The organism is Ensifer sp. GW821-FHT05G01 (genome assembly GCF_059419585.1).
The window spans coordinates 153,681-167,776 of sequence record NZ_JBWKSC010000011.1 but is presented as its reverse complement, the minus strand read 5'-3'; the positions used below and the strand labels follow the sequence as shown (position 1 = coordinate 167,776).

The following is a 14,096-nucleotide window of genomic DNA, read 5'->3' as shown; positions in this document are numbered from 1 at the left end:
ATGGTCCGGGGGGCATAGCCGCTCACTTTTGCCCAAGATAAGTTCGGACCTTCTACAAGCCCGGCCTTTGTCAACCCCCTGTGCCGCGGCGATCCTAGGAGGAATTCTAATGGTTTTCAACAAAGCAATCGCTCGTGGCGTCGTGGCGCTGAGTTTGGCCGTAACTCTTCCGGTGGGCGGGATGGTCGGCGCGCCGGGCACTGCCCTTGCCAAGGACGGCCATGGCAATTCCGGTGGCGGTGGAGGTGGTGGGAGCGGCAACGGAAATGGCGGCAGCCACGGCGGGGGCTCAGGTTCCAGCCATGGGAAATCGGAAGCCGCGCGCGCAAACAAGGACTCCCGGTCCAGCAAAGCCAGCGACAAGTCGACGTTGAAGTCGTTCTTCACACGCGACAAATCACCCGAGACAACAAGAAAACCTGCCAAAGCGGACAAGCTGGCCAAGGCGGAACCGGTCGGTGCCGGCGTCGGCACTCCGGGGCTACGCTCGCTGAACCGCAACTATCACGCCTATATCAACTCGAACGATCCGCGTATGGCTGCGGTTTCTGCGTACGCGATGGCCTACGCCGAGTTCGAAGCGGAGAACGGCGTCGACGCCATCCCAAGTGACCCGGCTCTCAGCGACGAGGCATTGCGCGATGCGCTGGCCAGCTTCACGAAGGATGGCATCGTTACCGATGAGGTGCTTGACGAAGCCAAGGATATTCTTGGAGTTGGACCCGAGGTTGGCAAGATAGACCAGATCCGCGACACGCTTCCTCCCCCGTCCGTGGATTAACAGGCCGGTTGGCCAACCAGGTAGACCCAAGCCGATATTCGCCGAGCCCCAGTTGTCGTGGTGGACAACTGGGGCTCGGCGTTCTTGCTGGCATTGCTCCGGTTTGCCCCCCGTCGCCCTGGCGCACCGCATTTTAGACCGGCGAACTGGAACGATTTCGCATTTGGATGCTTTCTCCCCTGCATACAATCAAGGGAGAACGTTTATGAAATCGCTGGCTGATATTTTCGAACACACGCTGCAGGACGTTTATTTTGCCGAGAACGCCATCACCAAGGCGCTTCCAAAGGTCGCCAAGGCCGCAAACAGCGCCGAACTGAAGAAGGCAGCCGAGGACCACCTTTCGGAAACGAAAGAGCAGATCAAGAAGTTGGAGCAGGTCTTCAAGTCAATCGGCAAGACGGCATCCGGCGAAAAATGCGATGCCATCGAAGGTCTGATCAAGGAGGCCGACGGCTTGATGAAAGAGGCTGAAGGGACGGCACTTGACGCCGGTCTTCTGGCTGCTTGCCAAGCTGTCGAACACTATGAGATCGCCCGCTATGGTTCGCTTCGCGAATGGGCAAAGGACCTCGGCCATGATGAGGCGCACAAACTTTTGAGCGAGATCCTCGACCAGGAGAAGGCGACCAACAACAAGCTCACCAACTTGGCCGTCACATCGATTAACAAGACCTCGGCGCGCTTCAAAGCCGCATAGTAATAACAAGGGCGGCAATGTCCGCCCTTTTCCATTTCATATTTCGCGGCGGGCTGCTGCTTGCTCACGTCAGCGTTTCATAGCGCGGGCTCGCGCAGGAGCAGACACCACAAAGCCGGCAAGTGAGCGATCAAGTAACCGTCGTGATCAGCCAGACTAATCCGACGACCCGGACACGAGATGCCCGCACGCTGCCAGTTCCGCGGGACCGCCCACATTTGATGATGGAGTTCAGGCGAGGCGTCCGACATCTTTCAGAATTGCGTACAGTTCCGTCGCCGCCTCGTCTTCTCCGCCGGCATCGACCCAGATTGGTCCGATCGCAAGTTCGATTTCTTCGCGATACTTCTCGCCCAGTACCATACTGACGGTGTGCAGCCCCACGGCCTCAGACGTTGTCAGATTGACGGCAATGTGAAAGGAGCCATTCGCAATATCGTGCGGCATGTCGTAGATCCGCGTGATAAAGCCCTGAAAGTCATTCGTATCGCCTCGTTGCTCGAGCGCTGTAAGCAACGAAGGATGAAGGATCTCTATCGCGACGCTTTGTGGCACAAGCCAGCGGGTGCCAGGCTCAATGACGTCCTCGACGTTACTTTGGTCAACTGGTTCATTGAGCATACTTGTTCCCCCCTTCACGGAAGGTATTGCAGTGTGCGGATGCGTCAAGTGATGGTGACGTTGTTGTTCGGGTCGACCGATAAATAGAGCTGGAAGTGGACGGGTGTTGCAGGCGGATTTGGCTGATCTCGCGATAGATCGCGAAGCGGTGGTCGCGCTCGCTCGACAAGCCGGAACTCGTCCTTAGGGACTCGCGGGTGACATGCTTCGAGGGGGACGCGTAAAGTGAGGGAGGGTCACCGGATGGAATTGCGCGCGGGCCGAGCAAAAGAACATCGCAAAATGTATCTGCATAACAGGACCCATGTACGACTTCTCGCCTCGGTTTCAACCGGAGCATCCTGGTGAGCTCCACATCTAATTGCCGACACCGTTCTGCCGAGCACCCAAGCCTAGTTGCAGCATTGGGTGCCAGCGCACTCTTGGCGATCACTCGATCAAGGTTGATCTGATGGTAGAGGCAGCCGTTGCTGCGCTTAGCGTAGTCCCGAAGTGGCAGTAGCAAATGATTTCATGCGACTGCGCATGCGCGCCCACATCGACCCGTTGAGCACTGACTTCGCAACAACGCGGGAGTATCCTTCGACGGTGCCTGACAGGGTCGAGCCCGATGCCAGCGATTTGCCGCTCAGATGCGACGCTTTATGTCTGACCTTCAACTTTAACGCCAATGGCCTGCCCGGCTCGGCGGGCCTTGGCGTTCGGCTCGCGCCCGTTTGGACGCTCGAACAGCAGAACCGCAATTTTCAGTGCAGGAAGGTGAGGGGTATCGATGTCAGGATCGGGTCTGGGTTGCGCAGAGCGTATTTGGTAAATGGGTCCAGGCCAAGTGGCAACCTGGTCGTTACCTCTCACACAGCCGTCGCTCTCCCCGATAGGGTTGGTAGGTGCAATCGGAAGCCCGAAACGATCGATAACTCCGGGCGCAAGCTCTGATGTTGCAGGATGCCGCAGGCGTTCTTTGGCTTGTCATGAGCCCGGTCTCCGGATCAATCGGCTGTGCCGGTTGCGACATAGCCGCATGCATGAAGTCCCGCCAGATGCGCGCCGGAAGCGCTCCACCGGTCACGCCTTTCATTGGTGTATCGTCATCGTTGCCGACCCAGACGCCCGCAACGAGATCCTCCGTAAAACCTACAAACCAGGCATCGCGGTTGTTCTGGCTGGTGCCTGTCTTCCCGGCAGCAAATGCGCCCGGCGAAGCGTCTTGGCCAGTGCCGCGCTCGACCACGAGCTGCAGTAGGCTCACCAAGTCCTGTTGGTAGGAGGCGAGATCGATAGTTGCTGGAACCAGCGGCCCGACGCGGAAGGCCCTGGTTTGGCCGGACGCCTGAAAGTCGATGACGCCCCAAGGTTCGACAGGAGATTTGCCAAGACGGATCGAAGCATAGGCGCCCGTCAGATCAAGCAAATTGACTTCGGATGATCCAAGCGCCAATGCCGGCACCGGATTAAGTGGAGCGTCGATACCAAGGTCCCTCGCGGCGGCGATAACATTCTCGACGCCCACGTCCTGCGCCAGCGCGACGGTCGCGCCATTCAAGGATCGGGCGAAGGCTTCGGCAAGTGTCACCCAACCGCGGTAGCGGCCGGTCGAGTTTTGCGGCGACCAACCGTCGATTTCAATCGGACCATCGAAGACCCTATCACCCAGGGTAAGCCCGTTCTTGAGGGCTGCATAAAAGACGAATAGCTTGAATGTTGAGCCGGGCTGCCTCTTGGCGGAGACGGCGCGATTGAACTGGCTGATCTTGTAGTCTCGTCCACCGACCATGGCGACCACCGCTCCATCCGGCGTCATCGCCACAAGCGCTGCCTGCGACGCACCTACCGCTTTCCCGTCCTTGTCAAGATTGCGGGCCACCACCTCCTCGGCGAGTTGTTGAAGGTGGGGTACCAGCGTCGTGCGCACTGTTGTCAAACCTGGAGAGGCTCCCGCAATTTCGCCGGCCTGGGGTGAGATCCAGTCTGCGAACCAGCTGCCCAGGCGCGGGGTCGGGCTGGTTGGGTGCAACTCAGCAAACTCTGCTTTCGCGGCGATCGCGTCCTCTGACCCCAACTTTCCGTTTGTTACCATCGCGTCCAGGACCGTTGCCGTCCGTTCACGTGCGGCGTCAAAATTGTCGATCGGATTCAATTGGCTCGGCGCCTTCAGGAGACCGGCAAGCATGGCGGCCTCCTGCACGCTGAGTGCGGCGATATCCTTGTTGAAGTAGATCCGCGCCGCCGCCGGCATTCCCGTCGCGCCTGCCCCAAGGTAAACGGAATTCAAGTACCGCGTCAGGATCTCGCGCTTGCCCAGTTTCCACTCGAGCCAGAATGCGACGACCAACTCCTGCAGTTTGCGCTTCAGCGTACGATCGCTTTCAAGATACTGCAGCTTGATGAGCTGCTGGGTAATGGTGCTGCCGCCCTGGACGACCGTGCCGGCCTGGAAGTTTCTGAGTATCGCCCGCATGATCCCTCTAGCGTCGACGCCGTAGTGATCCATGAACCGGCGATCTTCGATTGAAAGCACTGCATCGAGCAAATGTACGGGGAATTCCTCGTATCGGGCGTAGCGACCCTGGAAGGGGCCCTGCCTTACGATCGGATTGCCGTCAGCGGCTTCAAGTACCACAATCGGTTTCAGAGAGCCATCGGCAATTTCTCTCCAGGGCACGTCCTTCAGTGCCCACGTCATCGTTCCGATCGCCAAGATCAAGACGCTCAGCAGCACCGTCGCAATACCGACCTTCCATGACCGTAGCGGAGCTCGCAGGAAACGAAACCATACCGGCGTGGTGATGGCGCCTATCGCACCGGGTATGCCTCTGGTCACGGAAGACAGCGTGGTCGCCGCCTTCAACTTCATACCGTGCGGCATTCGTGCGCCCAGAGCGCTCGCTGCCGATTTGATCGTGTTGATCAGCGCGGATGAAACTGTCTCGAAATGCCGTCCGATCGTGCCGAGATCACGTCGAAATGCAGATGCGAGATGGCGAAGCGCGAGCTTGCTTTCCGTGAACGCCAAAGGATGCGGCGCCGTGATTTCCGCACCTCGTTGCGGAGAAGACCCGTTTTCTGTTCTGCCGTCATTGGAGCTGAGAACTGCCTCAACGGACACTCCAAGGTGTTCTGGTTCGGCGCCGGAGGCGGCATTTTGCTCATCGGTCCGATTTGAGTTGTCTGAGGAATTATTCATTTCCTGCCGGCGCTGTTGTTGCATCTAGGATTTAGCGCGGGAAAAGGCGGAAGAAAGGCGTTGACCGGAGCGGCTGCTCACGCGGTCGACGAGATTTGCGTTCCCAGTCTTTGCGACGGGGAACGAAGCGCCAGAGATATCGGGAACCTTACCGGTCCTTCATCGTTCAGTTCTCAATGGTCAATTGAACTTTACTGAGGAGGCGGACATGCGAAAGTCCCTTCACAATTTTCTGGCAGCGGGCCTGCTGGCAGTGGGCGCCCTTTCTGCCCTTTCATCGACGTCATCGGCGCAATCATTGGATCTCTATATAGGTCCGGATGGGCGACCGGACACATGCAGTTCCGCGATCAAGACCGAGACCGCCGATACTACGACGAGGAATATGAGCGGCCGGGTTGTAGCGAACGGCAGGCGCTTCGTCGCGCATCGCGACTTGGTGTACGAGATCCTGAGATCCAGGCGGTAACACGCCGACAGATCGTTGTTGACGGTGAGCGACGTGGGCGGTTCGTGACCGTGGCATTTGCCAATAGGCCCGGTTGCCCGCGCCTCGGCTGAGCGCAACGCCGAGCTCGGATGCTGTACTGACTTCTAAGGCAGCGTCTGCGCGCCATTTCACGACCGGCCCGATGAGGCTTTACCCGCGAATGGGGGCTACGAAGGAGCCGGGCTATTGGTTGCTTCAACCCGCATCGCCGCTATCATCGCTCCGATCGCGAGGATGTTCCTGCAGGACAAGCTATTTCGCTGCCACGCTTCATCTCATGCGCGTGTTGGAGCTGCAACCAATCTCTTCTCTGAGGGAGACAAGTTCTGCATGGAGGCCGCCTTTCATTCGGCTGGCAGCAATCGCACGCGAGAACACTTTTGCAGCCGACCCTTGATCGCCTGCCCAACGATCGTCAGCAACGGCTCGCCACGCACGAAGCTCTCTTCGACGAGATGAGACTGCTCCAGTCGGCCGACGACTTTTTCTGACAGGTGTTTGTCACCAACCAGCCAGTCGCTACCCCCTGGCCGTTCCATGGCCAGACTTCAGTCGCATGGGGGGGGCGACCCTAGTCTGCGGGCCTTTCAGACGATGGTCAGGCGAAGCTTCGTTTAACTCCAAAGTTCAGTGGCGGCTCACCGCGGATACGCTTGCAGCCCGGCCGCCGAGCGCCGCCTGCAACAACCGCTGCCGACATCGACGAGCACCGCCGCCTCGCCTTCAGGGATCATCGCCGATGGGCCGAGTGCCTCTATCGTGGGGAACTATGTGTCCAGTCAGGGCCACCACGGGTCAGCTTGTGCAGGCTCGACGGGTCGACATGCACCGCCAGGATCGCTCCCTCGTCAGGGCTGGAGACTGGCTCCACGTTGTGCGCCGAAGTCACCAAGTCGCGCAACGTCCTCAAGTAGAGAATTGGATGGTTTCCTATCACTAAAGTTATAGTACTTCTGATTGAGGGGGCGCAGATTTACATATAGTTACCGATACTATGTAACGGCACCGAGCACTTCAAGAAGCGTGCGCGAATACATGCACGAGAAACCCACGAGGTGAGGACAATCCCGTCGCGACGTTGTCGATATGCGGGCGTAGGCTCCGCACTGAAATCTCCGGATCCCGCCCGAATTCGGCGCAACCAAGCGAGATCGCCTCCACCCTCGTAGAGCCGACCGGCTCGAGCGGCATATAGGACCTTTGCGGGGCGGCCATAGGACTGAGGTCCTATGGCACGCGATATTCTTGGCGCTAAGTGATTGGGTAAGCGGCTTCGCTCTGTTCACCATCGGAAGTCAGCCCGAATTCCACGCGCAGCCCGTTAGTGGCGCGTACTAATCACAGACATCTCTTAGCAGGAAGCTTTTGGGTGAAGTCATGAAAACAATAGGTACAATATTCGTAGCAGCCGCTACGGCATTGTCGGCGGTCTCGGCTCAGGCCGTGCCTATGTCTCCTGTTACGGGCGGCAAGTCTCTCTCTCAGTCCGTCGAGTTTGTCCACCACAAGCCAGGTCACTACGGTGGCCCGCCGCGCTCACGGGGGTACAATGGCTATCGTTACGATGTGGGCCCGCGATACGGCTATTACAATGGCCACCAGGGTTACCGTTACCGTCGGGACGGGTATCGTCGACACAGTGACGGGTGGTGGTACCCTCTCGCTGCTTTCGGAGCTGGAGTGGTTATCGGTGGTGCGATCGCCTCACCTCCCCGCAGGGTCTATTCCAACGCGCCATCAGCGCATGTCGAATGGTGCTTTGACCGGTATCGGTCATACAGAGCCTACGACAACACCTTCCAGCCCTATTATGGACAACGCCAGGAATGTGTGTCGCCGTATTATTGATCAGGACGCCTCTCGCTCCGGGAATGAGCCGTGCCGCTTTCGATGCTTTACATTCGGTAGCCCGCATCGGCCGCAAGTATCCCGATATCGAGCTGCATATTTCCAGTGGCTCGACCAACGACATCATCCGCGGGCTCGAGAACGGCCAAATTAATCTCGATTTTATTCGCCCGGTCGAAAACATCGGCTCGGTCCGTTTCTTCTCGATCGCGCATGAGCGCTACCTGCTGGCGATGGAGAAGAAGAGCGCGCTGCTTACCCGAAGTGAGATCGGCTTCGAGGATCTAAAGGGCGAAAAGATCATCTCGTTCTCGCGGCAGAACCTCTCGCTATTTCGCGGAGAAGTTCGAGGAGCACGATCTTTCGAAGAGTGTCGCCTATACCTGTGACGACACCTTCTCGCTGGTGTCAGCCGGACTTGGCATCGGCTTTGCGCCGGAATGGACGCTGGATCTGCCCAACCGCAACTTCGAGCTTCGGAAGGTGAGGGGCGTCGACTTCCGGATCGGGCTCGGTGTCGCCTGGTCGAAGGACGACCCGACGGCAGCGCGCGACGACATCATCGATATCGCGCGGTCGTTAGTCAGGTCGGGGAAGTGAGGGCGAGGTGGCCAAGGTTGCTCCTGTTCGCAATCCCTTATCAAACGGAGGGGTTTGCCGGTAGCCTCTCTACTAAGGTAGTTAACAAGGCGACGCTTCCTGGACACCTGCCTCTCAGAGTGTGTCCCGTTCTGCGCGAAGATTGGAGACCACGCGCCGATTCTGCACCTTGCAGGAACGCTCCGCGCAGTCGCGCACCTCGCGGTCGTTGCCATAGCCCTTGGCCCACATGCGGCTGGGGTCAACGCCCTTCGAGGCAAGATAGGCCATCGCCACATCGGCGCGCTGCTGCGACAGATCCGCCATCTTCGAGGCGGAGCCGCTGTCGTCGGAGAAGCCCTGCAGCTTGACCAGCCAGCGCGGATTGCTGTTGAGCCAGGTCGCCTGCTTGTCCAGAGTTGCCTTGGCGACGGGGTCGAGCGCGGCCGAATCCTGCGTGAAATAGGTTCGGCGGCCGACATTGAGGATGAAATCCTCCTCGCTGCCAGCCGAGACAGTCTCGAAGCCGGGAGCCGGATCGTCGGTTCTTCCGGTCATCGGCACCGCGGCTGGTTCTTCGACCGCAGCAATCTCGGTGGTGTTGCAGGCGGTCAGCGTCAGGAGAATGGCCGCAGCAGAAAGCAGCCTCATATAGCCAGGCATAGCGGGCATCAGGGCGGTGTTCCTCATTCGACGGGGGTTGTGACCGGAGTTGCTTGACTGACCTCGGGGGCCTTGTCGGCAATGTGTGGCAGGACCTGAACGGCGGTGCCGATCGGGCAGCGCTGATAAAGATCAATCGCATCTTCATTGAACATGCGGATGCAGCCGCTGGAGGCATCCTTGCCGATACTACCCGGCTCCAGCGTCCCGTGGAAGCGATAGCCGGTGTCGATACCATCACGAAGCAGGTACATGGCGCGCGGGCCAAGCGGGTTCTTCGGCGAGCCCCCGTCGACGAACTCAGGCAGTTCGGGGTGACGTTCGCGCATTTCCGGCGGCGGTGTCCAGCGCGGCCAGAGCGATTTGCGGTCGATCGTAGCGCGGCCATACCATTTGAAGCCCTCGCGCCCGACGCCGACGCCATAACGGATGGCAGTCTTGTTCTCCATGATCAGATAGAGAAAATGGTGCCTTGTATCGACAACGACCGTGCCGATCGGCTCGGTGCTGAAATATTTGACGACCTGACGCTGCCATTTCCTGTCGATCTTGGCGAAATTCGTGCTTCGGTAGGTCACACCATTGTCGACTGCAGGGCCGGAAAAATAGGACGTCGCCGCAGCGAAGACCGGTTTTTGGATTGCGCCGGCGCTTAGCAGGGCCAGACCACCAAGCATAATATCCCTGCGGGTGCATTCCATCGGCAATATCCCCCGAAAAGCCAAGCAGCGAGCCGCAGTAAAACAGATTGGTAATTTTCTACAATATAAAATTCCCCGGCATCTCCAGAGAGGTGATTGCACCTATTCCTGCGTGCCGACCACCGGGGATCGTAACGTCGGGGTGTCCATCATGATCAATAGACAGGGCCGCGGCCGCGCTTTGCCCAGCGCTCGGCGAGGTGGGCGTTCTCAAACGGCGTTGACATGTCACTGTCTTCATCAATGGTGCGTGTGTCTACGACCCGTTCTAGGCCTCGTCCACCAGCATAGCCAAGGGAAGTACGGGTTCTTCCTTGACAGTCTTGGTAACGATGTAGGTGAAATAGCGAGCGATGCCGAGCTCCCGGTCAAGCAGCGCATCGATCAGGCGCTGATAGGCGTCGATGTCGGCGGCGACAATTTTCAGGATGTAGTCGACGCCGCCGCCAACCGACCAGCAGCAGACGATTTCTGGAACGTCGCGGACGGCTCGTTCGAACCGGTCGAAGTCAGCCTGGCGGTGGTTGGCGAGCGTTAGCTCCACCAATAAGCTTGCAACCGGGGCCAGCCGCCGCAATGCCACATGCGCATGGTAGCCGCTGATAATGCCAGCCTTTTCGAACTTGCGCAGCCGCATCCAGCAGGCCGTGGGAGACAGGCCCGCCTTATCGGCGAGCGCAAGTTTGGTGATGCGGCCGTCTCGCTGGATGGCATCGAGAATGCGCAGGTCGGTCGCATCAAGCCTCATCACAAACTCCCACACAACTTGCCTGTCAGCTCACTTCAGACCTTGGCGCGCAGCGCGGCCTTTTCGGCATCCATTTCGGCGATGTCCTGGAAGCGGTCGGCAATGCGGGCATGGGCGCGGCCGCTGTCTGAGGCACCGATTGCAACGATGATCTCATCGGGACCCGGCGCGTCGGCGATCTGGAAATTGGCCGTCAGGAAATGCGATCGTTTGCCGCTCTCGCTCTTGTGCATCATCGGCAGGCAAAGCAGCGCGCCGGCTGCGTTGCGGGTGTTCGCGAATTCTAGATAGTTCGTACCGCCGATCGCCTCGCGGAAGGGATTGCCGAAGCGCAGCGTATGGATCATCGCCGAGGCGTGCTCGATTTCACCGTTAACGCCGACTGCAGCTGCCTTGCCGCAAGCCTCGATCCGCTCGGGCTCCATTTGCCGAAGCAGCCGGCTCGTCATTTCGTGGCTGAGCTCACTGGCAATGCGAATGATTTCTGGCCTGAGGTCTTCGACAAATCCGCGGCCGGCCCAGGGGTTGTGGATCACCGCCGCGACCACGACGATATTGACGGGACGGGGCGCTGCCTTGCCGCCTTCCACCAATGTCTCTTCCAGGAAAGTGTAGAATTTTCGAATGCCGATCGTCATGGGATGTGCCGTTGCTGTTTGTTGGGATTGTCTCGCACCCTAGCGGGATCGCCGAATGACGCTTCCTACGTTTCGTCGGATGATGTGCGCATCGGCTTCAACGAAGCAGAGTAGACTTTGGCCTTCGGCACGCGCATGGTTGCTTGATGAATGTCAAGAGGCGAGACGACTTGGATCAGAAGTCCCGGATACTGGCGCTCCGCGACGTCGCCAGTCAGATCAACAGTGGCGGCGATCTTCAGACAGTGCTGCAGCAGCTCATTGCGGCCGCCTGTCGCCATGCGAACTGGTCTCTGGGGTCGATCATGGGCATCGATGCCGCTCATGGTTATGCGCATGTCATCGTGCGCTACGATCCGACGTTGATCCAGCGGGCGCTGCCCGACAAATGGGAACTAGCGACAAGTCCTTCCCTGATCGCGCTGCAACGAAACGAACCCGTCTACATCCGCGACGCGCGCGAAACCGCCGAGTTTCCAGGCTACCGCAAGGAAGCCTTCGAGCGCGACTATCGCACCGTTCTCGTCATGCCGATGAACTGCAGCGATGCGGAAGGCCGGCCGATGGTCCTGAGCGTCATCGCAAGGCAGGTGACGGATGTTACCGAGGACGATCTCGCCTTTCTCGGCACGATCATTCACCTGGGCGCCGTCGCCGTCGAGCGCGAACATCAGCTGGAAGCGCAGAAGGTCTCGGCCCAGCGTCTGGAGCGCGCATTGAAGGCGCATACGTCGCTTCTGGAACATGTGCTGACCGACGGTTCGGTTTCGTCGCTCTCGGCCATGGTTGGAACGATGCTTCCCAATCCGACGGTCGTCGTCGATTTCACCGCGAACCAGGTCATGGCGGGCAAGTCGCCGAATGTGACCTTGTTCGACGATGCTGGTTGGCAGGAAGCGGCCTCGACCGTCCTTGCCCGGCCGCTGATGAAAGCAGCGCGTGACGCTGTCGAGAAGGGGACGACCGAGGGAACGAGCCTGTTCCTGGATGACGGCAAGCAGCGCTTCCGGATCAGCGCGCGTATCGAGGGGCTGATGGTCGATATGCAGCTCGTCGGGGCGCTGATCATCTTTCCGACATTGCGGGAGTTCAGCGAACTCGACCTCCTGATGCTCGACAGCGCCAAGTTTGCGCTGAGCGTGCAGATGATGCGCAGCTTTATTCGCTTTCGTTTTGAGACACGGACGCAGACCGAGCTCTTCTTCGAGGTGGTCGAAGGGCGTTGGCGCAACGCGAACGACATATCCCAGCGTGCGCAGCGTCTGGGGTTCAGTTTCGCCGCCCCGCAGCAGATGATCGTCGTCGATTTCCCGGAAAAGACCAAGGCGTTCGGCGGCGCGTCCGTCGATGTCGAGCACACGCTATCACGCATCCTGCAGCAGGCGTCGATGCAAGCGAACCTTGTTGCCATCGACGGCGGAGTGGTTTGCCTGGTTCCGCCGGAAACCGGCAAGCGACAGGAGCGTATGGCGAAGCTCACGCGCCGCATTGCCGAAGAACTCGGTCGTTACTTCGACGAGGAACCGATCGTAGTGGTCGGCAATCGTTGCTCCACGCTTGGTGACTATCCTGCCGCCTGGGAGCGTTGCACGCGCATGATCGGGATCGGTCGCTCCTTCGGCTTGAACGGGGCGATATCGGCCCAGGATTTCGGTCCCCTTCCGATGCTGGTAGCAGCCTGCGACGCGGGCGATGTGCGCGGCTTCGTCCAAGAAAGCATCGGCGCGATCGCCGACCACGATCGCGAAAACGGAACGCCCTATCTCGAGACCTTGTCGATCTATCTGCAGGAGGGGTGCCGTAGCCAGGCCTGCGCAGATACGATGGGTCTGCACGTCACCACGCTGCGCTACCGCCTGACGCGGATTCAGGAACTCTTCGGCATCGATATCGAGACGCCGGAAAAGCGATTTGCCGTCGAACTCGCCCTTCGCCTGCACGGTGTCATCGACAACCGTTCCTCGGCACGCGCCTGATATTTCTCATCCCGCTGAAGTACCCCTTGCGATAGGGTCGCCATGCTGTTTTTTGGCTTCTGTTGCCCTGCTAGGGATCGGTGAAGAAGTTCTCGATCTCTTCCTATGAAGTCACGGAAGAACAGCCGTGATCGCCACGATAGCCTCCTCTCAATGTAATCGAGAGGAGGTACGAACGCATGGTGATCGAAGATGCATCGACGGACACGCCGATAGATCCCATTGCGCTGCGCCGCGCCTTCGGGACTTTCGTGACCGGTGTCACTGTTATCACGACCCGCGACGAGGATGGCATGCCTCGCGGCATGACGGCGAACTCCTTTACCTCCGTCTCACTCGATCCACCGTTGCTTCTGGTCTGCGTCGCGAAGTCGGCATCGAGCTACCAAGCCTTCACCAGCGCGGGATGTTTTGCAGTCAACATCCTGCACGAGGGACAGGTCGACGTCTCCGGTACCTTTGCCTCCAAGGCGCAAGACAAATTCCAGTCGGTGACGCACGACAACATTCACACAGGCGCGCCGGTGCTGACCGATAGCCTGACCTGGTTCGACTGCACCACCTTCAGCACGGTCGATGCCGGCGACCATGCGGTTCTGATCGGCCAGGTGCGCGCTTTCGGGACGAGCCCGACCGCGCCGCTCGGTTTCTGTCGCGGCCGCTATGCGAGCGTCAAGGATCCGCTGCCGAACGGCTGGCTTGCTTCTCATGGAATGATCATCGGCTACCTGATCGAAGCGGGTGATCGCCTGTTGCTGCGCGCGGATGGCAAGGGGGGATGGGTGTTGCCCTCGGCGCGGCGTCGCAAGGCGGATAGCCAGCTCGTCGTCGATGGTGGCGATGCGCTTCGTCTCGTGCCGGAGGAGACCTTCCTCTACTCCGTCTTCGACGTCGCCGACAGCGATCCTGGCTATCTCGTCTACCGCGCGCGGCTCGCCGGTGAGGGGACAAATGTGCCCGGTGATCTCCGGTTCTTTTCTCTCGACGATCTGCCTTACGACGCGATCGGCACCCACGAACTGCGATCCATGCTGCGGCGCTATGTGCGTGAGCGGCAGGCGGGACGCTTTGGCATCTACATGGATAGCAATGACGGCGGCCGCGTCGCGATGATCGACGGTGAAGCCCGTGCCTGGCTTCAGGCCTCCCAAGACCAAGGACAATGAC

At 59.4% G+C, this 14,096-nt stretch carries 12 protein-coding genes and 1 pseudogene; 6 read left to right on the top strand and 7 right to left on the bottom strand.

The window, feature by feature from the left end; genetic code table 11:
* The first annotated feature begins 109 nt into the window (after positions 1-109).
* Positions 110-781 (top strand): hypothetical protein, encoded by a 672-nt coding sequence (locus tag AC07UR_RS24645; protein ID WP_173422113.1) that lies wholly within the window; start codon positions 110-112, stop codon positions 779-781.
* Between the two features lie 205 nt (positions 782-986).
* Entirely contained in the window at positions 987-1,481 is a 495-nt protein-coding gene (locus AC07UR_RS24640; protein WP_173422290.1) for a YciE/YciF ferroxidase family protein, read from the top strand.
* A 231-nt stretch (positions 1,482-1,712) separates the two neighbouring features.
* Here AC07UR_RS24640 and AC07UR_RS24635 read toward each other — a convergent pair whose 3' ends face one another.
* From AC07UR_RS24635 to AC07UR_RS24625, 3 genes are all read right to left on the bottom strand, one after another.
* Entirely contained in the window at positions 1,713-2,102 is a 390-nt protein-coding gene (locus tag AC07UR_RS24635; protein ID WP_173422112.1) for a hypothetical protein, read from the bottom strand.
* Between the two features lie 844 nt (positions 2,103-2,946).
* Positions 2,947-4,785 carry a PBP1A family penicillin-binding protein gene (locus tag AC07UR_RS24630; protein ID WP_234903007.1) on the bottom strand — a complete coding sequence of 613 codons (1,839 nt, stop codon included), beginning with the start codon at positions 4,783-4,785 and terminating at the stop codon, positions 2,947-2,949.
* A gap of 1,335 nt (positions 4,786-6,120) precedes the next feature.
* Positions 6,121-6,315 carry a hypothetical protein gene (locus tag AC07UR_RS24625; RefSeq protein ID WP_173422111.1) on the bottom strand — a complete coding sequence of 65 codons (195 nt, stop codon included), beginning with the start codon at positions 6,313-6,315 and terminating at the stop codon, positions 6,121-6,123.
* Positions 6,316-7,153: 838 nt separating this feature from the next.
* Here AC07UR_RS24625 and AC07UR_RS24620 point away from each other — a divergent pair.
* Together AC07UR_RS24620 and AC07UR_RS24615 are read left to right on the top strand one after the other, a co-directional pair.
* A complete protein-coding gene (locus tag AC07UR_RS24620; RefSeq protein WP_173422110.1) occupies positions 7,154-7,624 on the top strand; it encodes a BA14K family protein in 471 nt (156 codons plus the stop codon).
* Between the two features lie 56 nt (positions 7,625-7,680).
* A pseudogene (locus AC07UR_RS24615) lies at positions 7,681-8,224 on the top strand (LysR family substrate-binding domain-containing protein); the annotation flags it as partial.
* Positions 8,225-8,338: 114 nt separating this feature from the next.
* Here the strand turns inward: AC07UR_RS24615 and AC07UR_RS24610 are convergent.
* The 4 genes from AC07UR_RS24610 to AC07UR_RS24595 all read right to left on the bottom strand — a co-directional run bounded on the left by AC07UR_RS24610 (position 8,339) and on the right by AC07UR_RS24595 (position 10,953).
* Entirely contained in the window at positions 8,339-8,893 is a 555-nt protein-coding gene (locus AC07UR_RS24610) for an OmpA family protein (RefSeq protein WP_173422109.1), read from the bottom strand.
* Positions 8,890-9,567 (bottom strand): L,D-transpeptidase, encoded by a 678-nt coding sequence (locus tag AC07UR_RS24605; protein ID WP_173422288.1) that lies wholly within the window; start codon positions 9,565-9,567, stop codon positions 8,890-8,892. The genes AC07UR_RS24610 and AC07UR_RS24605 overlap by 4 nt, the downstream gene beginning before the upstream one ends.
* A gap of 268 nt (positions 9,568-9,835) precedes the next feature.
* Positions 9,836-10,315 (bottom strand): Lrp/AsnC family transcriptional regulator, encoded by a 480-nt coding sequence (locus tag AC07UR_RS24600; protein WP_173422108.1) that lies wholly within the window; start codon positions 10,313-10,315, stop codon positions 9,836-9,838.
* 35 nt (positions 10,316-10,350) lie between these two features.
* Entirely contained in the window at positions 10,351-10,953 is a 603-nt protein-coding gene (locus AC07UR_RS24595) for an amino acid synthesis family protein (RefSeq protein WP_173422107.1), read from the bottom strand.
* A gap of 170 nt (positions 10,954-11,123) precedes the next feature.
* On the opposite strand from AC07UR_RS24595, the gene AC07UR_RS24590 reads away from it, so the two are divergent.
* Together AC07UR_RS24590 and AC07UR_RS24585 are read left to right on the top strand one after the other, a co-directional pair.
* Positions 11,124-12,929 (top strand): helix-turn-helix domain-containing protein, encoded by a 1,806-nt coding sequence (locus tag AC07UR_RS24590; RefSeq protein ID WP_173422106.1) that lies wholly within the window; start codon positions 11,124-11,126, stop codon positions 12,927-12,929.
* 179 nt (positions 12,930-13,108) lie between these two features.
* Positions 13,109-14,095 (top strand): flavin reductase, encoded by a 987-nt coding sequence (locus AC07UR_RS24585; protein ID WP_173422105.1) that lies wholly within the window; start codon positions 13,109-13,111, stop codon positions 14,093-14,095.
* Position 14,096: the final 1 nt, after the last annotated feature.

What these genes read in the sequence shown, in the direction of transcription:
- AC07UR_RS24600 (WP_173422108.1), bottom strand. Translation starts at nt 10,315, where the DNA reads ATGAGGCTTGATGCGACCGACCTGCGCATTCTCGATGCCATCCAGCGA.
- AC07UR_RS24610 (WP_173422109.1), bottom strand. Translation starts at nt 8,893, where the DNA reads ATGAGGAACACCGCCCTGATGCCCGCTATGCCTGGCTATATGAGGCTG.
- AC07UR_RS24620 (WP_173422110.1), top strand. Translation starts at nt 7,154, where the DNA reads ATGAAAACAATAGGTACAATATTCGTAGCAGCCGCTACGGCATTGTCG.
- AC07UR_RS24640 (WP_173422290.1), top strand. Translation starts at nt 987, where the DNA reads ATGAAATCGCTGGCTGATATTTTCGAACACACGCTGCAGGACGTTTAT.
- AC07UR_RS24595 (WP_173422107.1), bottom strand. Translation starts at nt 10,953, where the DNA reads ATGACGATCGGCATTCGAAAATTCTACACTTTCCTGGAAGAGACATTG.
- AC07UR_RS24625 (WP_173422111.1), bottom strand. Translation starts at nt 6,315, where the DNA reads ATGGAACGGCCAGGGGGTAGCGACTGGCTGGTTGGTGACAAACACCTG.
- AC07UR_RS24585 (WP_173422105.1), top strand. Translation starts at nt 13,109, where the DNA reads ATGGTGATCGAAGATGCATCGACGGACACGCCGATAGATCCCATTGCG.
- AC07UR_RS24605 (WP_173422288.1), bottom strand. Translation starts at nt 9,567, where the DNA reads ATGGAATGCACCCGCAGGGATATTATGCTTGGTGGTCTGGCCCTGCTA.
- AC07UR_RS24645 (WP_173422113.1), top strand. Translation starts at nt 110, where the DNA reads ATGGTTTTCAACAAAGCAATCGCTCGTGGCGTCGTGGCGCTGAGTTTG.
- AC07UR_RS24635 (WP_173422112.1), bottom strand. Translation starts at nt 2,102, where the DNA reads ATGCTCAATGAACCAGTTGACCAAAGTAACGTCGAGGACGTCATTGAG.
- AC07UR_RS24630 (WP_234903007.1), bottom strand. Translation starts at nt 4,785, where the DNA reads ATGACGTGGGCACTGAAGGACGTGCCCTGGAGAGAAATTGCCGATGGC.